This is a genomic window from Bradyrhizobium sp. LTSPM299 (assembly GCF_000938235.1).
GTDB lineage: Bacteria > Pseudomonadota > Alphaproteobacteria > Rhizobiales > Xanthobacteraceae > Bradyrhizobium.
Map to the genome: position 1 here is coordinate 177,995 of NZ_JYMU01000085.1, position 21,537 is coordinate 199,531.

The 21,537-nt window shown below is 57.6% G+C and carries 18 protein-coding genes; 10 read left to right on the forward strand and 8 right to left on the reverse strand.

Annotated features, from left to right (window positions below):
* Positions 1-102: 102 nt before the first annotated feature.
* A complete protein-coding gene (locus UP10_RS46140; RefSeq protein ID WP_245322129.1) occupies positions 103-255 on the reverse strand; it encodes a hypothetical protein in 153 nt (50 codons plus the stop codon).
* A gap of 356 nt (positions 256-611) precedes the next feature.
* Between UP10_RS46140 and UP10_RS46145 the strand changes: the two genes are divergently transcribed.
* Positions 612-839 (forward strand): hypothetical protein, encoded by a 228-nt coding sequence (locus UP10_RS46145; protein ID WP_245322131.1) that lies wholly within the window; start codon positions 612-614, stop codon positions 837-839.
* A gap of 930 nt (positions 840-1,769) precedes the next feature.
* On the opposite strand, the gene UP10_RS36610 is transcribed toward UP10_RS46145, so the two are convergent.
* The 3 genes from UP10_RS36610 to acnA are packed head-to-tail and all read right to left on the reverse strand — an operon-like array spanning position 1,770 to position 6,503.
* Positions 1,770-2,690 carry a GntR family transcriptional regulator gene (locus UP10_RS36610; protein WP_044592005.1) on the reverse strand — a complete coding sequence of 307 codons (921 nt, stop codon included), beginning with the start codon at positions 2,688-2,690 and terminating at the stop codon, positions 1,770-1,772.
* 4 nt (positions 2,691-2,694) lie between these two features.
* Positions 2,695-3,843 (reverse strand): 2-methylaconitate cis-trans isomerase PrpF family protein, encoded by a 1,149-nt coding sequence (locus UP10_RS36615; protein ID WP_044592006.1) that lies wholly within the window; start codon positions 3,841-3,843, stop codon positions 2,695-2,697.
* Positions 3,840-6,503 (reverse strand): aconitate hydratase AcnA, encoded by a 2,664-nt coding sequence (gene acnA, locus UP10_RS36620; protein ID WP_044592007.1) that lies wholly within the window; start codon positions 6,501-6,503, stop codon positions 3,840-3,842. Before acnA ends, UP10_RS36615 begins: the two co-directional genes overlap by 4 nt.
* 149 nt (positions 6,504-6,652) lie before the next feature.
* Here acnA and UP10_RS36625 point away from each other — a divergent pair, with 149 nt between their 5' ends.
* Both UP10_RS36625 and UP10_RS36630 read left to right on the forward strand, forming a co-directional pair.
* On the forward strand, positions 6,653-7,915 hold the full coding sequence (locus UP10_RS36625) for a lactonase family protein (protein ID WP_082077497.1): 1,263 nt from the start codon (positions 6,653-6,655) through the stop codon (positions 7,913-7,915).
* A 91-nt stretch (positions 7,916-8,006) separates the two neighbouring features.
* The gene (locus UP10_RS36630; protein WP_044592009.1) at positions 8,007-9,332 is read left to right on the forward strand and encodes a CitMHS family transporter; all 1,326 of its coding nucleotides are present in this window, start codon (positions 8,007-8,009) and stop codon (positions 9,330-9,332) included.
* A gap of 127 nt (positions 9,333-9,459) precedes the next feature.
* Here the strand turns inward: UP10_RS36630 and UP10_RS43580 are convergent, their stop codons facing one another.
* Complete coding sequence (locus UP10_RS43580) at positions 9,460-10,083, reverse strand: fumarylacetoacetate hydrolase family protein (protein WP_156180629.1); 624 nt, start codon at positions 10,081-10,083, stop codon at positions 9,460-9,462.
* A 422-nt stretch (positions 10,084-10,505) separates the two neighbouring features.
* Between UP10_RS43580 and UP10_RS36635 the strand changes: the two genes are divergently transcribed.
* The 5 genes from UP10_RS36635 (at position 10,506) to UP10_RS36655 (ending at position 14,918) form a co-directional block, all read left to right on the forward strand.
* On the forward strand, positions 10,506-11,240 hold the full coding sequence (locus UP10_RS36635; protein WP_044592010.1) for a helix-turn-helix domain-containing protein: 735 nt from the start codon (positions 10,506-10,508) through the stop codon (positions 11,238-11,240).
* A gap of 83 nt (positions 11,241-11,323) precedes the next feature.
* The gene (locus UP10_RS36640) at positions 11,324-12,142 is read left to right on the forward strand and encodes an ABC transporter ATP-binding protein (RefSeq protein WP_044592011.1); all 819 of its coding nucleotides are present in this window, start codon (positions 11,324-11,326) and stop codon (positions 12,140-12,142) included.
* A gap of 11 nt (positions 12,143-12,153) precedes the next feature.
* Complete coding sequence (locus UP10_RS36645) at positions 12,154-12,942, forward strand: ABC transporter permease (protein ID WP_197086994.1); 789 nt, start codon at positions 12,154-12,156, stop codon at positions 12,940-12,942.
* Positions 12,943-12,989: 47 nt separating this feature from the next.
* A complete protein-coding gene (locus UP10_RS36650; RefSeq protein ID WP_044592012.1) occupies positions 12,990-14,027 on the forward strand; it encodes an ABC transporter substrate-binding protein in 1,038 nt (345 codons plus the stop codon).
* 15 nt (positions 14,028-14,042) lie between these two features.
* The gene (locus UP10_RS36655) at positions 14,043-14,918 is read left to right on the forward strand and encodes a PhzF family phenazine biosynthesis protein (RefSeq protein ID WP_044592013.1); all 876 of its coding nucleotides are present in this window, start codon (positions 14,043-14,045) and stop codon (positions 14,916-14,918) included.
* Between the two features lie 54 nt (positions 14,919-14,972).
* Here UP10_RS36655 and UP10_RS36660 read toward each other — a convergent pair whose 3' ends face one another.
* Positions 14,973-15,353 (reverse strand): DUF5413 family protein, encoded by a 381-nt coding sequence (locus UP10_RS36660; RefSeq protein ID WP_156180631.1) that lies wholly within the window; start codon positions 15,351-15,353, stop codon positions 14,973-14,975.
* A 78-nt stretch (positions 15,354-15,431) separates the two neighbouring features.
* Positions 15,432-16,409: an NADPH:quinone oxidoreductase family protein gene (locus UP10_RS36665; RefSeq protein ID WP_044592015.1), complete on the reverse strand. Its 978-nt coding sequence runs from the start codon at positions 16,407-16,409 to the stop codon at positions 15,432-15,434.
* A gap of 282 nt (positions 16,410-16,691) precedes the next feature.
* Between UP10_RS36665 and UP10_RS36670 the strand changes: the two genes are divergently transcribed.
* Positions 16,692-17,519, forward strand: coding sequence for an enoyl-CoA hydratase/isomerase family protein (locus tag UP10_RS36670; protein WP_050043993.1), 828 nt, complete (start codon positions 16,692-16,694; stop codon positions 17,517-17,519).
* Positions 17,520-17,761: 242 nt separating this feature from the next.
* Here the strand turns inward: UP10_RS36670 and UP10_RS36675 are convergent, their stop codons facing one another.
* Positions 17,762-19,207: an MFS transporter gene (locus tag UP10_RS36675; protein WP_197086995.1), complete on the reverse strand. Its 1,446-nt coding sequence runs from the start codon at positions 19,205-19,207 to the stop codon at positions 17,762-17,764.
* Positions 19,208-20,038: 831 nt separating this feature from the next.
* On the opposite strand from UP10_RS36675, the gene UP10_RS36680 reads away from it, so the two are divergent.
* A complete protein-coding gene (locus UP10_RS36680) occupies positions 20,039-21,013 on the forward strand; it encodes a hypothetical protein (protein WP_245322133.1) in 975 nt (324 codons plus the stop codon).
* Positions 21,014-21,537: the final 524 nt, after the last annotated feature.

The window sequence follows — 21,537 nt, forward strand, 5'->3', positions numbered from 1 at the left end:
GAGCCCGACCGGGACGTCGAAATCATTCAATGACTTCGCGACCCTGACCTCAAGGCCGCACTAGATGCCGCGTGGCCGCGGCTTTCCGAAGATCGGAAGAAACTAACTCCGACGTTCCTTGCCATTGTGAAGGCCGGCTTCAAAGCCGAGCGGCTCGATGATGATGATGTATCGGTTGCTCGGGATAACCAGATCCTCACGGATGAAGAGGTTGGCGCCATCCTTCAAGCTGCGTGTGAAGTCGATCAGGCGCAAGGATTCGAAGCCGATCTGTATCGGGTCGTCGTATGTCTGGCCGCGACCGGCGCGCGGTATACCCAGGTCAGGCGAATGCGCGTGGGCGACGTACAGGCTTCTGCACGGCGTTTGATGGTGTCGGGCTCCTACAAGGGGCGCGGCGGCAATAGCGGCTTAGACCCGGTCCCAGTGGGCGACGATGTGATTGAGGTGCTTTTGCCCGCAATCGCCGGGCGGCCAAGCGATGCACCTCTTTTCGAGCGATGGATCCATGAACAGGAGCCGGGGGCATCGCGTGGAAGAAGTCTGAACGCGGTCCGTGGAAAAGAGGCGAACTTACACTTCCGTGGAAGGCCATTCGCGAGCACGCCGGTATGCCGGAGGTGATTCCCTATGCTTTGCGGCACTCGAGCATCGTGCGCGGTCTCCGAAAGGGCTTGCCCATCCAACAGGTCGCCAAACTGCACAACACTTCAGTCAAAATGATCGAGCGGCACTACGCGAAATACATTGCGACCGCCTTGGAAGACCTCGCAAGGGCGGCAGTCGTGCCCCTGGTGCCGCGGAGTGGAAAAGTGGTGCCGATGGGAAAACGCGCGTAAGGGATCATTCTGCGGTCTTGATCGAATTCATTCGTCCGACGGCGCCGATTCCGGGACGTCAACACCGTAGAGGTGAGATTTTAGGAAAGGCGCGCATCGGTAACAGCCAGGTCAACGGCCGCTTTGCGCCAAAACCTGCCGGTGCTCGAAACTGGAGCTTTGGACAGCCCGCCCTTCTGCACGATTAACTGCGCTGCAATTCTCCATTAGCGAACCGCGGTGGATTACAGACCTCGATCAGGGTAAGCAAGACTCACCACCTCGGTCACCGCCTCAATGCGAGAGGAGCGAGAACAAATCCACCAGACTACGCTAAAATGCGCGATCGCAGCCGGGGCCCCTACTCCCACTCGATTGTTCAAATCACGCATAGCATATTGAAACTCCTCCGAAATTTTTTCTGCGGCCGAACATATTCCGACGATGGGTCCGCCAAAAAGTTACGCTTTTGATTTTAAAGGAAAAATCATCGCAAAAATATTTTTGTGGTTTCGCTAGCTATCGGCATCATTCGGTCGATTGTAGCACTTCGAAGCGGCCGGCGCCGTGTTCGATCTCCGTCTGCAAAGTACCGTCACCAAACGATTCCAATTAGAAAACGCGGCGCAATGTCCGGTTTGAATCTGCACTTCGCCGGATAGCGGACATGTGTCAAGCCGCGCACGAACTTCGAATTATGAGTATCCACCGCGATAGCGCCGTCGAGCCGAAAGGTTGTGCGGATTGCGTTCTCGGTTAACCGAATGTCCGCTGTGCGCGCCAATAACGGCCGTTCCATAGCCGCTCAATCCGCTAATAAGCCTTGGGCGAAATCGCCGCCGATAGCTTTGCGACGCCGCTCGGCCGACACCCGCGGATAATGTCGTAGATATCGTCGATTTTGGCGCGCCACCCGCCGCCTGCCGACAATCAACTCACAGGCCTCGATCGTTAATCTGCACCGCTTGCTTGCGTCAAACGAGACTGAAACGAACCACCCGTTTTCTCGTCCGCCGCGGAGCTCAGATGCTGTTCCAGCCGTTGGGCGGCCCTCTCCTTGTCGCCCTTTTTCAACGGATAGAGGATACTAAGGTGCTCATCACACACCCTGCGCACACGCTGACGGTCAAGTGGCCGGCCATATTCCATGAGTCGCCTCAATTGATTGAGTCGCGCGAGCGTTTGCACGAAGAAGCGGTTGTGCGACATAGTCGCCAGTGTCTCATGGAAGTTCGAATGGATCTCGAATAGTTCGACCTGACTGAGTGTGCGGTACCCACGATCACGCACGAATTCCTGTTGCGCACTCAGCGACTCGATCTTTTGCGTGTCGACCTCGAATTCCGCCGACCGGATCGCAGCCGGCTCCATAATCTGGCGGAATCGGTAGTTTTCACGGTAGGCCTCGAGCGAATCAATCAGGGGCTGGAATGCCCAGCCGCGGCTCTGCCTGCGTTCGATCCAGCCCTCGGTTGCGATTCGCGCCAGGACGTGTCGCAGGCGCGCCCGCGAAATATCGTAACGGCGAATGAGCTCATTTTCGCTGACCGATTCCGGAAGGGCGTTCGACAACCGATCCATCGCAATGGCAAAATAGATGCGCTCGTCATCCTGAGCGGTCGCCACCGTTTCGTCGTCGAGGTCCGATGGAGGAATCTTCTTGAGGAAAAACCCACGATTCGGCCTCTTTTCCAGAACTCCGATCGTTTCAAGGTGCGACATGGCCGCCCGGATCGGCGTGCGGGATGTGCCGAGCATCAACTGAAGTGAATCCTCTGTCAGATGATGGCCGGCTTTCCAACCGGACAACCGCGCCTGCGACAGGATTTGGTTGGCGAGACTGATATGAAGCGCGGTCGGCGGTCCATGCATGGTTCTAGGTCACTGCGTTCCAAGGTACCGCCACTTCACCTTGCATCAAGCGGCGGGCGGTTCGGAATAATACCGCGCTATCCGCCGTCCAGTCACTACCGATTTGGCGGACGACAGCGCCGACGGATACCAACCCTGAGGGATTGGCCACCCGGACTTCCCCGGCCGTATTCGCAGGACGCGACAACCGGTTTGGAATAGACCCCCTCACCTGGGTTGCGACACCCAGATTGAGGCCACCCGTACCGGGAATGGCGCGGTGCGCGCGCTGCATTGACATCATCCGCGTGGCGACGTCGAAACCATCAGCCTCGTAAGTCGCGCCATCGAGGCTCCTGAATGATATGGGAGCGGCGACAAGTGCAATACGCGGAGTCTGCAGTCCTATCTTGTCCGGTTCGGATGACAATCCGATCATGACGCCAGCATGCCGACGAAGCCTTTCCAGGATTTTCATCACGCGTGGCTGCGCCTCGATTTGCTCGGGCGATTCCGAACCTTCCAGTCCCAGCGCGTGCGCATCAACATAGGCTACCGCAGAAGTCGCATCGATAATCGATATCTCGATCGTGCCATCGGCGCCGAGATCAATCTTGTCGACCGGGTTTCCGGTAGGCAACAACTTGCCGGTGACCGCGCCATCCGGAGCAAGAAAGTCAAGACGGACTCTCGATCCCGTTCCGGCCACGCCGGCGATGGCATAGTCGCCCGCCGTTTCGGCCTTGCCGTCCTTCACCTGAAAACGGGAGTGAATCAGCTTTTTCGTATTCGTCTGGTGGATACGTACCAATGTCTCCCCGTCACGCGCGCGAACGAGACCCTGGTCGACCGCGAAATGTCCGACGGCTGAGGACAGATTTCCGCAATTGTTGCTCCAGTCGGCCACCGGCTCGTCAACAGCGAGTTGAACGAACGTATAGTCTATGTCGGCGTCCGGGTGGGTCGACGGCCCGATGATGACAGCCTTCGAAAGCGACGAAATCCCTCCGCCCATGCCATTGAGTTGCCGTTCATATGGATCGGGACTGCCAAGCACCGCAAGCAGGATCTGGTCACATTCCTTGCGGTCCTCGGGCAAATCGCGCGCGTGGAAGAATACGCCTTTGCTGGTGCCGCCCCTGTAGAAGACGGCAGGAATAAAGTGCTGGCTCATGCGGTCCTCGCGAGCGGGCCATCGTTGTCCATGTATTCGCGCCACACGAAAGGCAGAATGCCACCGTGGCGCCAATAGGCTATGTCCTCCGGCGTATCAAGCCGAATGAGCAGTGGAATTTCGGTGCGTGTGCCATCCCGGCGCGTGACGACGCACCGCGCCTTGCCCTGTACCCCGAATTCGGCGTCCAGACCGGAAATATCGAATGTCTCGGACCCGTCGAGTTGCAACGATGCGATCGAAGTTCCTGCTTCAAATTGGAGTGGCAGTACACCCATTCCGACCAGATTGGCGCGATGGATGCGTTCGAAGCTTTCAGCGATCACGGCCTTTGCACCGACCAGCGCCACGCCTTTTGCGGCCCAGTCACGCGACGAGCCGCAGCCATAGTTCTTGCCAGCAACGATCACGAGCGGTGTTTTTCGCTTCAGATATTCCTCCGCCGCCTCGAATACCCTCGCGACCGAACCTTCCGGCTGCAGTTTGGTGAACCCACCCTCGATGCCGGGGACCATGAGGTTCTTCAACCGGGTATTGGCGAAAGTCGCGCGCACAGCGATCTCATGGTTACCCCGTCGGGTGGTGTAGTTGTTGAAATCAGCCCTGGCTACGCCCTTCGACAGCAGGAAGTCCGCAGAAGGCGTTCCCAGGCTGATGGCACCCGAAGGCGAGATGTCGTCGGTGGTAACGGAGTCGCCAAGCAATACCAGCGCCCGCCCTCCCCTTACATCGAAGTTCTTGTCGGCTTCGCGCGCCAGCCCCTCGAAGTAAGGCGGTCGCCGTACGTAGGTGCTGTCCGGCTGCCAGCCGAACAACGCAGAAGGCGTCCGCGGCAGCCGGTCCCACATCTCTCCACCGTCAAACAGGTCCGCATATTTCTCCGCAAACACGTCAGACGTATAGGCCCGGCCGCTGATCTGCTCTACTTCCGCAGTGGACGGCCAGATGTCCTTCAGGAATACCGGCTGACCATCATTTCCCACGCCAAGCGGCTCGGTGGTGATGTCGGCGGTCATCGAGCCCGCGATTGCGTAAACCACCACAAGCGCGGGAGACGCCAGGTACGCCGCCTGCACATTGGGATGGATACGTCCTCTGAAATTCCTGTTACCTGAAAGTACTGCGACCGCAACGAGCTTGTTCGACTCGATAGCCTCGGCAATCGGCGCCGAGAGCGGTCCGGATCCGCCGTTGCAGGTGGCACAGCCGAAGCCGGCAATATGGAAGCCCAGGGCGTCGAGATCGCCCTGCAGACCACATCTCTCCAACACTGCAGCAACCACGTGGCTGCCCGGCGTCAGCGACGTCTTAACCCAGGGTTTGGTGGCGAGCCCGCGGGCACGTGCGTTGCGCGCCACAAGTCCTGCGGCGATCATGCCAACCGGGTTTGCCGTATTGGTGCAGCTTGTGATCGCGGCTATAACGATATCGCCGTCTTTGAGCGCATAGTCGACGCCTTCGACTGGTGACGGCTTCGCGGAGAGTGGCCGATTGACAATTTGCCGGACGTGGCCGGGAAACGCCTTCGCTGCCTCGGTCAGATCGACTTTGTCCTCGGGGTTTTTCGGCCCCGCAATGCACGGCCGCACCGATGCGAGATCGAACGAAATCAACGCATCGTATTCCGGCGCGATCGTGGCTTCGTCGCGCCACAATTGCTGCTCGCGCGCATAGGCCTCGATAAGCTCGATCTGCCCTGCAGGACGCGCCGTCATTCGCAGGTAGTCGATGGTTCGGCTATCTATCGGAAAATAGACCGCGGTTGCTCCGTATTCCGGCGCCATGTTGGCGATCGTTCCACGATCGGCCAGGGAAAGCGCGGCGGTTCCCGGCCCGAAGAACTCGACAAACTCGCCGACCACACCGAAGGCGCGAAGTTTTTCGGTCAACGCGAGCACCAGGTCAGTCGGCATAACGCCTTCATTGAGGGTGCCGCGCACTTCGACACCGATGACACGAGGCAGGGCGATCGACAGCGGCTTGCCAAGCATGACGGCTTCGGCCTCGATGCCGCCGACGCCCCAGCCGAGCACGCCAAGGCCATTCACCATCGGGGTATGGCTATCAGTGCCGACGCAGGTATCTGGATAGACCAGATTGGTCAGTGGATCGTGCCGGATCACATCGGCGATCTTCTCCAGATGAATCTGGTGCATGATCCCCTTGCCGGGCGGAACTACGCGCACGTTGTCGAAGCTTTCGGAACACCAGCGCAGGAAGGCGAACCGCTCCGAGTTGCGGTGATACTCCATTTCAAGATTCAAGCGCGATGCGTCGCGCGTTCCTGCCACGTCGACCTGCAACGAGTGATCGATGATGATATCGACCGGCACCGCCGGATTGACCATTCTCGGGTCGCGCCCTGACTGCGCCAGCGCATCGCGCAGCGCCGCCATATCAACGAGCATGACCTTGGCCAAAATATCCTGGCCGTAGATCCGCGCTGGATAGAAATTAAGCGCCGCTCCAATCCGGCGCGCCAGAAGGTCGCTCACCTGCCCCGCTGTGTCCTCGCCGCGCACCGCCTGCTGCCGAAGTAGATTCTCCAGCAACACGCGCAGCGCAAATGGAAGTCGCGACAGATTGGGGACCGCCGAGATCGGCACATAGCCGACGCTTCGTCCGGCAAACTGAAGGGTGGGATTCAGGCTGTTTGACAAAGGGGGCGCCTCCAACGCGGGTTTTCTTTCATTCTATATTATTTCTTGAATATCCAAAAAACAAGTGCTACGGAACCTCAAAAGACAATTATTGTCCGAGCAAGAGTGGCGATCAAGCCGCCATGGTGTTGCTCTGGGAGGAGAGACTGATGAATCACTGCGATTTACCTGCCTTTTTGCGTCAATTTCCGGAAGCAGACCGTGCAACGGTCTCACGACGACGCTTGCTTGAAAGCGCACTCAGTATCGCGGGCAGTTTCGGATTGACGGCCATCGTCCCGCGACCCGCTCGTGGCGCGGAGCCCCGATCCAGCGTGCCGGAAACGCTCTCGAGCCCGGACCGACCGGCCGAATTCTTTGCTTACGTTGGCAGCCGCACATCCAAGGAACGGAATGCGCGCGGCGAAGGGATCAGCGTCTACCAGGTAGATCGGATGACCTCGAAGTGGACCCTGGTCGAGGTCAAGAGAGATCTCGTCAATCCGTCCTTTTTGACGCTCGATCAGCAGAGACGATTTCTTTACAGCGTCCACGGCGACAAGAGCGAGGTCAGCGCGTTTCGGATCGATGCTCGAAGCGGCCGACTGGATTTCATCAACACCCAATCAACCAAAGGATCCAATCCCGTCCATTCGACGGTCGATGCATCCAATCGACATCTTGTCCTCGCCAATTACGCCACAGGCACGGTCGTAACCTTGCCCATTGACGAGAACGGCGCGCTTGGCCAAGTCCGCCATCAGTCAGCGCTTCTAGGTGAACCTGGCCCTCATCGCATCGAACAAAAGAGCTCGCATCCCCACCAAGCTGCGTTTGATCGCAATCGTCGTTTCATCGCGGTGCCCGACAAGGGCCTCGACAGGATTTTCGTGTTCAAACTGGATGCTGACGGCCAGCTACTTCCCAATGATCCTCCGTTGACCGAAACGCAGGAGGGAGCTGGCCCGCGTCACATCGCGTTTCATCCGACCAAAAACCTCGCTTATGTCGTCAACGAGTTGAATTCCACGCTGACCACCTATGCATGGAATCCGGATCTCGGCGCATTGAAGCCCCTGCAGATCCTGCCCTCAACGCCGCCAGATCACGTCGGAAACAATCGGGCGGCTGAGATCGCGATCGCAGCATCTGGTCGACATGTTTACGTGTCCAATCGCGGCCATGACAGCATCGGTTTGTTTTCCGCTGATGATCGCTCCGGTCTGCTTTCATCCGTTGAGTGGACGCCGGCTCAAGGCAACGGTCCGCGCTTCTTCGCCCTTGGTCCATTCGATCGGCATCTCTATGCGGCAAACGAGCTGACGGATTCAATCGTTCAGTTCGAAATCGACACCCCCACGGGAAGGCTGCGGCACACGGGCCAAACAATAGAAACGGGAAGCCCGGTTTGCGTCGTATTCGCAGACGCCTAGTAGCCGCGCAAACGATCGAGTTGGGACTCGGATTCTGGCACGGCGAATTTGCCCCGAATGAACCCAATCGAAATCAAACATAGGGGATGAAATGTCGCTAACTATTCTGGGCTACTCCATGGTTATCGCTTTCATGGCGTTGATCATGATGGAGCGGATGACCGCTCTGATCGCTCTAATCCTGGTACCGATCGGATTCGCCCTGATCGGTGGGTTTGGATTCACCATCGGACCCATGGTCTTGAATGGCATTCGAACCATTACACCCACCGGAATCCTGCTTCTATTTGCAATCCTGTATTTCGGGTTGATGATTGATGTCGGGCTGTTCGATCCGCTCGTTCGGCTCATCGTGCGTCTGGCCAACGGAGATCCAGTTCGACTGATCATCGGCTCCGCCGTGCTCGCCCTTGTAATATCGCTCGACGGCGACGGCTCAACGACCTATCTGCTTTGCATTACGGCGATGCTGCCGCTCCACCGTCATCTTGGAATTAATCCACTTATACTTCCGTGCGTGACGATGCTGAGCAACAGCATCCTGAACGTCGCTCCGTGGGGCGGGCCGACCGCCCGCGTCATGACGGTACTCAAGCTGGATGCGAGCCAAGTGTTTCTTCCGCTCGTCCCGAGCATGCTAATGGCGTGTCTCGCAACGGTACTAGTCGCTTGGTATCTTGGCGTGAAGGAACGAAAAAGGACCGGTCTAGTAAGCCTCCCCAATGGGCATTCCGAGCCATCCGCGCTCGGTGGCAAGGTGGAAATCGATCCGACGGGCGAGGTCAAGGACGAAAAGTCGCCGGTTCTGACGGCCTTCAATTTTCTGCTGACCGTAACCTTGATGGTTCTGCTTGTCTCTGGTCTCGTACCGCTGCCGCTCCTATTCATGGTCGCTTACGGGATCGCGATTACGATTAACTTTCCGAAGCTCAGCGATCAGAAGGAATGCATGGCAAGGCATGCGGCAAGTGCGCTATCGGTGGTAGCGGTCATCTTCGCCGCCGGTGTCTTTACAGGCATCCTGTCGGGTACAAAGATGACTGATGCCATTGCACAGAGCATAATCCAGATGATCCCCGCCTCGGCGGGACCGCATTTGCCGCTGATTACTGCGTTGCTCAGCGCACCATTCACGTTCTTTATTTCAAACGATGCATTCTATTTCGGTGTGGTTCCGCTCCTTGCTGAAGCCGCCAAGGGCTACGGCATCGCACCCGAAGTCATCGCCAGAGCGTCATTGATCGGACAGCCCGTCCATCAACTAAGTCCGTTGGTAGCAGCAAACTACGTGCTGATCGGGTTGGCCGGCGTCGAATTCGGAGCACATCAACGCTTCACCCTCAAATGGGCATTTTTGTTGATGTTCGTCATATTGGTCGTCGCGGGCATTCTTGGCGTCGTTCCGATACTTCATTGAGCGGATATGAGCCTCCGCTTTGCGCGGCGAGTTCAACCGGCCCTCCGGCAAGTGATCGGCGCTTTGGAACTTGCCGACGAGCCCACTAGCCTCGCAAACCGCCCCTACGGCTGGCATCTCCGCGCGTTCAATTCAGTTTGCTCAGACAAGGAGTAGCTAGATTTTCTTTGATCTCTCGGTGCACACGTCGTGCACACGCCGCGTTCCAAACGATTGAAAACTCTGAATTCTTGCTCGAATCCATCATTGGACACGTGGTTGCCGAGTGGGCTGCCCTGCCAGGAAGACATTGCTCGATAGGTATCGTCGTAGGCAATAATACGACAGCAAGCGCTGCCCTTTCAGGTTCACCGTCCTGACGAAAGTCGTGGCTTAACCTGTGGTTTAGGTCTCGGCTTCGTCGCGGGGAAACGTCGTTGCACAGCATCAAGGGCTTGATGTGCGCGCCTGCGCGCGAAGCAGGTGTACCCATGCGAACGGCGCCGGTAATGACTGCGATTTCGGCTTCGAAATCCAGCCCCCACTCCTCCGACGTCAATTCGATTGGATCACAGGCCCCCACGAAAGTATCAGAGCCTCCTTGATAAACCAGCGGCTCCTCGAACAGCACCTTTGGAATTTCGATTTGACGCCAGCGATACGTTCTTTCTGTGTGAGCCATGTAAGTGCTACCGTCGCACCATCGATAGGCGCGCGGCAATGGTGAGCAGGCCTCATTCGGATTGAAGGCCAAGGTGCCCTTCGGCAGCAAGTCGGCCGACTCGTTGATGTCGTCGTCTGCATTTCTTCAAAGCTGAAAGCACCCGGTGCCTAATGCGAACCCAAATGCTAAGCACCAAAAAAACTCGACCATCTAAACGATTGATTTACATATGATTTTTGTAGTGAGCGATCGCTACTGCTTTTCCCTGCACGCAAATCTGCGATATTTCCTCTGGTCATCCGCCTAGAGACCACTCCCCACGAGCTGAAATGCGACCAACCGGCTCGTCCCGAGCATTCGATGGCTTGCCAATAGGCCGGCAGATGTTAGTTTAAAAAATGCTCCGATCCATTCAAACGCTTCGTAGTACATCATCCGATGCCCGGATACTTGCGGCCGATGACGGCCAGCTTGTGTTGGTCGGAGGCGGTGACAATTACCACATGCCTTGGCATTGGCATGATTGCCTGATGATTCTCTTGCCACGAGTTGGTTCCGTCGATTTTTGGGACGAGACAAGAAAAGCCGGTGCCTGGCTGAGCGAAGACCGGTTCGTTGTTGTACCCAAAAACCTCTCTCATCAGACAACGGCGCCCCGCCGCGGTCATGAACACTTGGCTATCTATGCAACGGACGATCAACTGGCCAGAATGGAACCACGGCTTGGGTCTCTGAACCGCGTCCGGGCCAAGCTCAACACTCCTACGTTCTTCGCAATGTCACGTGAGATGCGTTCTCTGCTCAGTCTGTGTCAAGCCGGCGATCCCGATGACTTGGCGGCAAGGTCGGCACGTAGCTATCTCGTCGCCGCATTGCTCATCAACTGCCTCAGCCGGATCGAGCGTAATGATCACGTGTCGACGTCGAATCCGGGAAGCCATGGTGATGCGCTTGTCACGGAAATAAAATGCTTTATCCAAGACAACGCTGCCAGTGACCTTTCCTTGGACCTGATCGCCAGCGCTTTCGGCCTTTCCAGACGTCATGTCACCCGGTTATTCCGCGAAAAGACCGGCATGACAATGAGCGAATTCCATGAGCAGGAACGGATCGTCCGAGCACGCCAACTGCTTACCGAGACGGATCTGTCCGTCGGGGAGGTCGCCTGGAGAATTGGAATGGAATCCGGCTCGGCGCTCGCAAGGATGATGCGGCGCGTCGCCGGCATCACGCCTACCGCCGCGCGCAGGCATGGCCCGATTTGACAAGCAGTAAGGCCCGCTCGGTCGCGCCTTAGGTCGGTCTTGCCCCTACTCTCCTGCGATTGCCGGGAGAGGGTGACAGCGGGATGAAAGTTCTTCAGCCAGACGGCTTCATCGTTTTCTCCGATGTCACGAAGACATTCCAATCAGGCTCTCAGAGCTACACCGCGATCCGCGACGTCACACTTTCGGTAAGACGCGGCGAGCTCACCATGCTGCTCGGGCCGTCCGGGTGCGGCAAGTCCACGCTTCTAAATCTGACGGCAGGACTCATCGGGCCAAGCCAAGGTGCGGTGACATACGACGGAGCACCGGTCGGCGGGTTGAACCATCGAGTCGCCTATATGACGCAGCAGGATCACCTGCTCCCATGGAGGACGGTCTCCGGGAACGTTTCGCTCCCACTGGAGGTCGCAGGGCTTGCGAAACGCGATCGAGAAGCCCGTGTAGAGGAACTTCTCTCGCTCGTGGGGCTCAGCGACTTTGCCAAATCCTATCCCAACCAGATTTCGGGCGGAATGCGCAAGCGTTGCGCGCTTGCGCGCCTACTCGCGGCCGACCGGGAAACGCTTCTGCTCGACGAACCGTTTGGCGCACTCGATGCGCAACTCAGGCTGACACTTCAGGCCGAACTGCTCAGGATCTGCCGCAAGCTCAATCTGACCGTGATGTTCGTGACGCACGACATCGAGGAGGCGGCGGCGTTGGGCGATAAGTGCGCCGTGTTTCAAGGTCGCCCGGGAACGATCGCGAAAGTCTTCGACAATCCTCTGCCCAAAGACCGCGACCTGGCGAGGTTGAGGTTCGACCCCCGTCATCACGATTTCACCAACGAACTCTGGGCGATGCTGACACCGGACCTGGCGACGACGCCCTCGCCGTCTGCGACGGCGGCCTCGGCCTAGGGAGAGCCACAATGGAAAAGGACCTCTCATATCGCTCAATCATGCTTGCGCGTCTGGGGTTGTTCGCCACCCTCGTTATCGTCTGGCAGCTGGGCTCGGCCTGGTCCGGAAGCGAGTTCTACATCTCGACGCCATCGGACATCGCCGCAAGCTTCTGGGCGATTCTGCGCAGCGGTGAGTTGTTGTTTCACGCCTCGATCACGACGGTGGAAGCGCTCGCCGGCTTTCTGATCGGCGGAAGCGCGGGAGTCCTCGTTGGGCTAATCCTCGGGCGTTCACGCATCCTCGCCGACATCCTCGATCCCTTCCTGACAGCGATCTACAGCCTTCCGAAGGTGGCATTGGCGCCGCTGTTCGTGCTTTGGTTCGGCATCGGCATCGAGATGAAGATCGTGTTGGCTGCCGTCACGGTGTTCTTTCTCGTCTTCCTGAACACGTACACCGGCGTGCGAAGCGTAAGCAGGGAACAGCTAACCGTTATCCGATTGATGGGAGCGTCCGAGCGGCAGTTGGTGTTGAAGCTGGTGCTTCCATCGGCCATCACCTGGGTCTTTGCCGGCTTGCGGCTATCCGTACCGTACGCCCTCATCGGAGCTATCGTCGGCGAGATCATCGCTTCGAACCGAGGCCTCGGCTATCTGATCTCCAATGCCGCGTCGAAGTTCGACACTCCCGGCGTCTTCGCTGCCCTGATCGCGATCGTCGCACTCACCATGCTGTTGAACTTCGCAGTCAAGACGCTGGAACGCGTCCTGATGCCCTGGAAAGAGGCTGAAGAACAACGCGAAGTAACAGTTTAGTCAATCCGCAGTTCGGTCCACTTTCCTTTTCGTATCGGGAGATACTCATGCAAGTTTCAAGAAGACAGGCGATAGCCCTTGCCGGCCTTGGAGCTGCCAACTTGCTGGGCTCTCCGGCGATCGCTCAATCCAGGCAGAAGGTTGTGATGGGACAGCCAAGCGAGGGGTTCATCTACCTCCCCATTTATGTGGCGCGTACGAAGGGCTTCTTCGAAGAAGAAGGCTTGAACGTGGAGGTGATCACGTTCTCGAAAGGCGGAGCCGAGGCGTTAGCCGCGGTTCTGGGTGGTCAATCGGATATTTACGTCGGCAGCCCGAGCGTTCAATTGCGGGCTCAGGAAAAGCGGCAGCCTGTTCAATCCTTCGCAGCGGTTCAGACGCAGTTTGGATCGGATCTGGTGCTTTCCGCCGACGCGGCGAAGAAGATCGATCTTGCGAATTTGAAGGACCCGAAGGCGAAGGCAGCCGCCTTGAAGGGCCTGACCATCGCGGTGGCGGGTCCTGGAAGCCTTACAGACCTGATGGTCCGACACATCGCTGTGTTCGGCGGTCTGAATCCGGACCGGGATGTGACCATCACGCCGATCGGCGGTGGCGGCAGCATGCTGGCCGCGTTCGGCCAGAAGCGGATAGATGGATACGCGTTGTCCGCGCCGACCTCGACCACGGGAATCGAGCGCTTCGGCGGTGCGATGCTGTTCGACTTCGCCAGAGGTGAATACCCCCCGTTCGCCGATATTCTTTTCTATACCCTCATTGCCCGTAATGATTGGATCACAGGAAAGTCGGAACTTGCGCAGAAGGTGGTGCGCGGGCTCTGGAAGGGTCTTCGCTACATGAAGTCCAATCCGGACGAAGCGCGGGAGGCAGTACGGCCGTTCTTCACTCAGGTTCCCAAGGCCGAGTTCGATCTGGCATGGAAATTGACCCTTCCGTCCTTCCGCGACAATCCGAGGATCGAAGAGAATGGCATGTTGAAGAACTATAAGTTTCTTGAGGAGGGTGAGCAGAAGCCGGTAACCGTGCCGATCACCGACTCCTACACGAACGCCGTCGTCGACGCCGTTGCCCCATCGATGAATTGAAAGCTGGCCATTGAGATGACGGAGATCAAGTTAGTCAATGTCTTCACTCACATGGGCGCCGGCGGCAATCCCTGTCCGATCGTCGCCCGCGCTTCGGCGCTCCCGACTGATGATATGCAGGGGATCGCCAGACATTTCGGGCACGAGTCTGGGTTCGTCCTGGCGGCTGCCGGCCCTGACGCGGACTACATCTTCCGGTTCTGGGTCCCCCGCCATGAGATGGAAATGTGTGGCCACGCTACGATCGGCGCACTTTGGGCCCTGGCAACGGCCGGACATCTGCGAACCGAGCAGGTGCGTATCGACACCCGCAGCGGACCAGTGACCGGTTTCGTCGATATGGCTCGGCCCGACGATCCCTATGTAGAGATCACTCAGCCGGTCGGAAAGGTGGTCGACCTGTCGCGTGAAGAAGAAGGGATGGTGCTGGCGGCGCTTCACATTTCCCGCGCAGACCTTCTCGACCTGCCGATTCAAAACGCCGTCACGTCGCGCGTGAAGACGCTTATTCCCATGAAAACCATCGACCTCCTGAACAATCTGACCTCGAACATGCTAACGACCGAGCAGTGTTGCGAAAACATTGGGTCGACCGGACTCTACCCTTATGCGATCAACCATCAGGGCGGTCGTCGTTTCGAAGCCAGACAGTTCCCGAAGTCGTCGGGCTACCCTGAGGACGCAGCGACAGGAATCGCTGCTGCGGCGCTCGCATTCGGGTTGCTCAAAAATGGCCTCGTCAAAGCTGACAGTGAGCGCATCACCGTCCTGCAAGGGCGGGCCATGAATTCTTTGTCCGAAATAGGCATCCGACTCGGCTTTGCCGGCGACAGACCGGTCGGCTGCCTTCTTGGAGGATCCGTGAAACTTGACCGTTCGCACCAATGGTAATTTCCCGGACGTGACGGCGATCTTGGATGCCGGCGCGTTAGACGGAAGTTCATTTCAACTGACTGTTTTCGCGTTGGCTTTGTAATTCGCCAACCACGAAGAGACCGCTGCTTGGACGGCGCCGACTATTCCGAAAATTAGCACTGTACGAAGAGAACTTGGAACAGGTGTCCAAATGAGAAGCATCGCAATGCTCGCTGCATAACCCACGACGGCAGAAGTCACGATCTTCAACCACGGCCGTATTTTGTCGAATAGCAGCCAATCCTCGAGCCACATGACGAGCGAAGGAAGCAATCCGAACATATAGGCGAGCGGAAGCTTGAGGATGAAACCTTCCGTACCTCCGTTTCTCCCAAGGGTTGCCTCCAGAGCATAAGAGACGGCGAACCCCACAGCCGGACCGACAACGACAAACATCAGAAATCGCTTCATACCGTCTCCATATTGCCGTGCTTCGGATTACGTCTCTCCCCCAAGGTTCTGGATTGTTTGCTTTGTTTCGTGAGCAGACTAGCTGATCTGTACCACCATCTTTCCCATGGCCGCGCGTGAGGTCATGGCCTTGAACGCTTCTCGAAAATCTTCGAATGCGAATACCTGACCGACAACGGGTATCAATTTTTGCTCCCGAAGCCACGTCGACAGCAGGGCCATGGCACGAGCGTGTATCTCAGGCTCGCGCAGACCGATTTGCGCCAAATCGACTCCCATGAGGGTGCCCCCCTTGAGCAGCGGAAGGTTGAATGGAAGCGCCGGAATCTTTCCCGACGCGAACCCGACAACGAGATGGCGTCCGCGCCACGCGATTGAGCGGAAGGCCTGCAGCGCCACGTCGCCTCCGATTGGATCAAAGATCACATCGGCACCGTGGCCACCTGTGATTCTCTTGAATTCATCGCGCCAGCCCGACTGCGTATAATCCACCGTTGCATCAGCACCAAAGCGAGCCGCGAATTTTCGTTTTTCCTCGGTCGAAGCCGCAGCGACGACGCGGGCGCCTAGGAGCTTGCCAATTTGAACCGCAGCGATCCCGACGCCACCTGAAGCACCTAGCACGAGAAGATTTTCACCCTTGCACAACGCTCCGCGTTCGGTCAGCGCATAAAGCGATGTCAGGTAGTTGGCGCGGAATGAAGCGGCCGCTGCCGGGGCGATTCCTTCGGGCGTGACCTCAAGCGCCGCAGCCGGCACTGAGATATATTCCGCAAGTCCACCTGATCGCGCCCGACCCATAACGGGTACGCCCCGAGCAAAGCCCTCAACGTCAGTCGCCTTGGCGTCAACTACGCCGGCGAATTCAGACCCGGGCGTGAAGGGAAGCAGATCTTTGGTCTGGTAAAGTCCTTGTACCTTGAGCCCGTCAACGAAGCCAACGCTTGCCGCCTGCACCCTGACGCGCACTTCGCCGGCCGCGACTTCCGGCAACGGCACCTCCTTCAGGAGAATGTGGTCGATGGTATCGTACGTCTCGACCACGACAGCCTTCATAATTTTCTCCTAACGAAGACGGCCGGGCGACTCCGACCTCCAGATCGCTATTTCTGAATGCGTCGACACATCTGTCTTCGCGCCCTTGGCATCATGTCCCGAAAGAAAGAGCCTCGCGGCGATGCGCGAGGCTCTCAGTCAGGGAGGAAACCAACATTCAGAATGACAGCATTTATAGATTTGCCTTGTTGGTTGTCAAGCAACTATCATGCGACATGGACCGGAACGGCGAAGGTCTAGAATTCCGCCGTCGCTTCGCGGATTGCCAAAAAGGAGGATCGGATGTCGGGGACCGTCCACGTCGAAAATATTGGCAAAGACGTTTGCGTTCTGACGATTGACAACCCCCCGATGAATCCGCTGAACGAAGCAATGCGCGGGGCGCTGGTTGCCGCCCTTGATGAGACCGAGGCGAATATGGACCTTCGCGCAATCCTGATCACAGGCGCAGGTCGCTCCTTTTGCGCCGGGGATGATCTGAAACAAGACCAGGGAAAGAACGGTCGCACGACGGGTTTCGGTCGGCTCTTGCAGCGGCTGGACAGCATTCGTCGACCTGTCGTGGCTGCGATCAATGGTTGGTGCATCGGCGGCGGATTCGAACTGGCACTGTGCTGCGACATCAGGATTGCCTCGACTGAAGCCAGCTTTACCTGCGCGGGTGTCAACATGGGCTTGATGGCATCTGCCTATCGTCTTCCCCGGTTGATCGGTGTTTCCCGCGCTAATGCCATGTTGCTGACGGGTTTGCCCTTCAATGCTCAAACTGCGGAGCATTATGGACTGGTCACCGGACTTCATGCGCCTGAGGCTCTTCGCAGCGCCGCCATAGCTTTGACCCAGCGGATCGCATCTCGTGCTCCCCTTTCGGTAGAGGCCACTAAGCAGGTTTCTGGCAAGGCCATGGACAGCGAAAATCTCACGCGGGAAAATATCATGATGCAGGCAGCGAACCTCAAGGACTTTACCAGCGAGATGCTGCTTCCTGGGATCAAGATAAATACCAGCCCAACGGACTTCTATCCAATCGAGCAAATGCAGATGATGCAATTCGATGGGCACGCTTGGAAGTTATTCGGCGACGTCATCGACACCGGCGTTTCGGAATGACTGGGATTTGTTGCAAACCAATGGGAAACAGCACGTGTGAGCGTTCTGACAATATCGGGGGCTGAGCGGTTGGCGAGGTCTCATCATCTCCGACTAAACAGTCGATGCTCAGAGTACTTTCGCAGGCAGCGCATCGCATTTGTAGGACGTGGGTGGCTTAGTGCCTCCAGACCGTGAGGCCGACCGATAAGTCCGCCTTCACGGCCTCCGCTTAACTAGGCCGGGTCGCCACGCCTCCCGATCTAGTTATCAACGCCGGACACGACATCACCCCCGCGTACGAAGCACATCGTTAAGAGGCCCAAGCCCAGAAGGATCAGAAGCGGCACGAACCCCGCCTGCTGCGATCCCCATCTCGCTGTAAAAATGCTGATGAAGAGCGGCGCGAGCCAGTTTGTTGCCGAGCCTGTGAGCGCGGCTAGACCGAATACGCTTCCCACCTGGTCAACGGGCGTAAGACGCACGAGAAGGGTGCGCGCTGACGAGAACGCACCGATCATTGTAACTGCCGCACCCAACGCCAGGCCCAAGAAGACGAGGTCGGGAAGGTGAGCAAAAATCGGTGATGCCCACACGGCTCCGTGAGTCTTCGTATCGTATGGAACAAATAGGACGCGTGACGTGCTCATCCCGATTTGGCCCAGAATGAAAACCAAGAGACCGGCCAATTCCACCAACAGCGCTCGGCGTGGTCCAATCGTACGGTCGAGCGCTTGGCCCACGAGGGCGCCAATTCCACAGAATACCGCGATCAGAATTCCGGAAAGCAGCATTTCCGGCCCCTTCCATCCCATCACGCCCGAAGTATAGACCCCGTTGAAGGCAATGCTTGCCCCAATCGCATCGAAGAAGGCAACCCTTGCGAGCAGAAATAGCGCCAAATTTCGATGGACAGTTCGCGCGTTCTTGACCAGGGCAACGAGGTCCTTCACGCCTGACTTGGCAGCCGCGCTGAGTGAAAGACCCGTACGTAGACCATCAGACGCGTAGAGAAATAGCGGGAGACAGAATATCACCCAGAGCATCCCAGCAATGGGCCCGACGATACGCCTAGGTTCGTATGTGGCTTGGTCGAGACCGAAGAGCGGAGAATCGGACAAACCCGCCAAGTGCATCTTCCCCGGCAATTCGAAGCACCAAAGGACGATCACGAGCGCGAGCACTCCCACGATGTTGGCAAGCGCGAGTGCATAGCCGGACGCTTTTGCTGCCCCCCTGCGTCCTACGGAAACGGGGAGCAGAGAGTTGAACAGCAAATCGATGATCCCACCAAGGACACCGATAAGGGTCATGATGGTGAGGATAGCGAGAATCGGTAGGCCCGCCCCGTCCGCACGCGCCCACCAAAGGCTGAACAGCAGGGGCGTCAAACAGAACACGCAAGCAGCGAGCAGAGGCTTTCGTGGCCCCGATTTATCCACGGTCGCGCCAATAAGGGGCGCAAGGACCGCGACCATAAGTCCGGCCGATGCCGTAACCGCACCGATCAGGCTCTGGCCACGTACGGCGTCGCCTACGACTACATTTGCGAAATAGGGAGCGAAGACGAACCCAGACACCAGAAGCAGTTGCGGAATCCGAGCACATTCGAACACAACCCAGGACCATCCTCCCCGCCCCAAGTGGATGGGCCGCGTACTGGCCGATGCAGCCAAAAAGGGAGCTTGAGGCACAATTATTTCGGTCATCGACGCCCACCTACCTGAGCAACCACGACAGCTTGCGGCGCGTTTAGGTCGAGTTTCGATGGTCCCGCCGCACGACGAACGCCAATGCGCGCGCCGGCGAACCATCCCTTCCTGTAGACTGACATTAGGTCTGCTTCCTCTACTGGCCACGGTTTTGTGACCGATCTCTCACGCATTCAAATGCACGGCGCGAAGGCGCGGCGCATGTGAAATCAACGTGGAGCTTCTGGGCTTCCTCCTGCGCGTAAGTGATCGTAAGCCACCCTGCGCGCTAGAGGAGGATCAGCCTCATACTTACTTGTTGTCAAGCCAATATTATTTACTACAGGTCATCTCGCAGCCCGGCGACTTTGTTGATCCGGTACGGCACTGTGATCCCACCCCTTTCCGCAAAGGGTTTTTCACGCAGCTCGTCGCCACCACCGTATGACGTCTAAGTCATCTATCAGATCGTACAGCAGGGGTGCGACAAATTGACTTGCTTTCTAATTAGCAAGTATTATAGTCGGCGAAAGTCATAAGAGACGATCGGCGAACGCCTGCGCCTCGGACCCGAATTTGTGAACCACAGATCGTATCCGATTGCGCTGCGCGGTTAGCCGGCAACGTTCGACCGTAGCTGCGCCCTGCGCAGGATCGATGCCGCAGCGTTGAGGGAGGGCAACGTCGGCACACCAGAATCTTCGACTTAAGCTTTCTTCAACCACCGTCGTTCGCACGACGCTTGTGGCTCCGCACATCTATGCCTTCGAGCAATCAGACAAAATAGTTATGGAGGAAATTCGCATGTCTCACCGACGATATGTCTTCGCGACGGGAGTTCTGTCCCTGATGGCACTTGCTCCAGGCAGGCCCGCCACCGCGGCGGATCTGCCACCCCCGCCCGCAAAAGCTATACCCTTTCTCGATGTTCCGTTCTTCAGCTTGATCGACAATCGCCTGACCTACGCCTACGAGCCTCGCGCAATGTCTCCGGGCAACATTGCCCCAGGAGGAAAGAGCGTACTTGCCTTCACCCACTTCGACATCTGGGCCTACGGCACCAACTACATCAACGTTGGAATGGGTAAGTCCACCGCAAACGATCCTGCGGGTCCCTGCTCGCTGCCGACCCAAGGTTGCGGCGGTTCGACGGAGTTTTTTGGGCAAATCAAAAGCACGCTAGGATTCAATCAGCTCTTCGATACACATGCATTTTCCGTCGGGCCGTTGACGAATGTCTCACTCGCCGTAGGCGCTGGCGAAGGCATAAAGAATATCTCGTCCGCAATCGACCGAAAATACCTCACCGCCGGCGTGCAATTCGCGTTCGCCCTGCCGTACAAAGGGTACATCAATTTCACACCGCAAGTGTACAAGGGATGGCAGTACACCTCCTTCTACACGGCAGCAGCATTCGCTCCCGCATTTCCGGGCGTTCCCGGCGGATGGCTGGATTACAACGCCACCTGGTCGGTCGATGTGAACTATTACATGAACCTCGGCTTCTTGCCCGAGAGTGTCCCGCTCGCCATTAGCGGATTCGCCGTTTGGATTGGGCCATTGTCGAACGGCGTGGCCGCTAATGCCTTGCCGGCCATCCTGCTTGCTCGCACGAAGACCGAATTGTACAGCGAGCCAATCCGGTTGACGCTCGATGCCAGCAAAGCTGTCTGGGGGCCCAAATACTCTCACCTCACCGATGTATGGATTGCTTACCGATATCAGCGAAACATACTTGGACTGGATAATGATACGAATCCAGGCTGCGCCCGAAACAGTTGCCTTGTTTCATCGTTGTACACTGGCGTCACAATAAAGTTCTGACCCGTCTACCGCCGGTCTGCCCATCGGAACGATTGCCCCCCGCCGACGGGCAAACCCGTATGTTGACAGTGCTTGGTGACAAGTCGCCATGCACTGTCAACATCTCTTCGCGCGACATGGTTGTCGCACCCAATCCAGCCACCAGAAATGAGTTCGAGTTCGTCACGACTGGTCTGAATACTTTCAAATCGCCGATGTTCGGACCGCGCGAGATGAACCGGCGAACGACAGCCGGACGTAAAGTTGAATCTACGTCCGGGTTCCGGGCCCATTTGGGGCGCCACCGAGACACCTTCAACTAGCCCGCGGCCGTGCACCGCGGCCATCCGTCTCAATTTCCATGCCGCAGATCGATCGGCTCCCGCGCGAGCTCATCATTCCGCGCAGGGCATGTTGAGAATGGAAACCGCAATCCAAGTCCGATTAGCTAACGCATATTTTACAACCGACTTATGCGAGAGGAGGCCCGGCAGAGCGGCTCGCTCACGCAACGGAGCCTTGCGTCTTGTTTTGACGGGGCTATC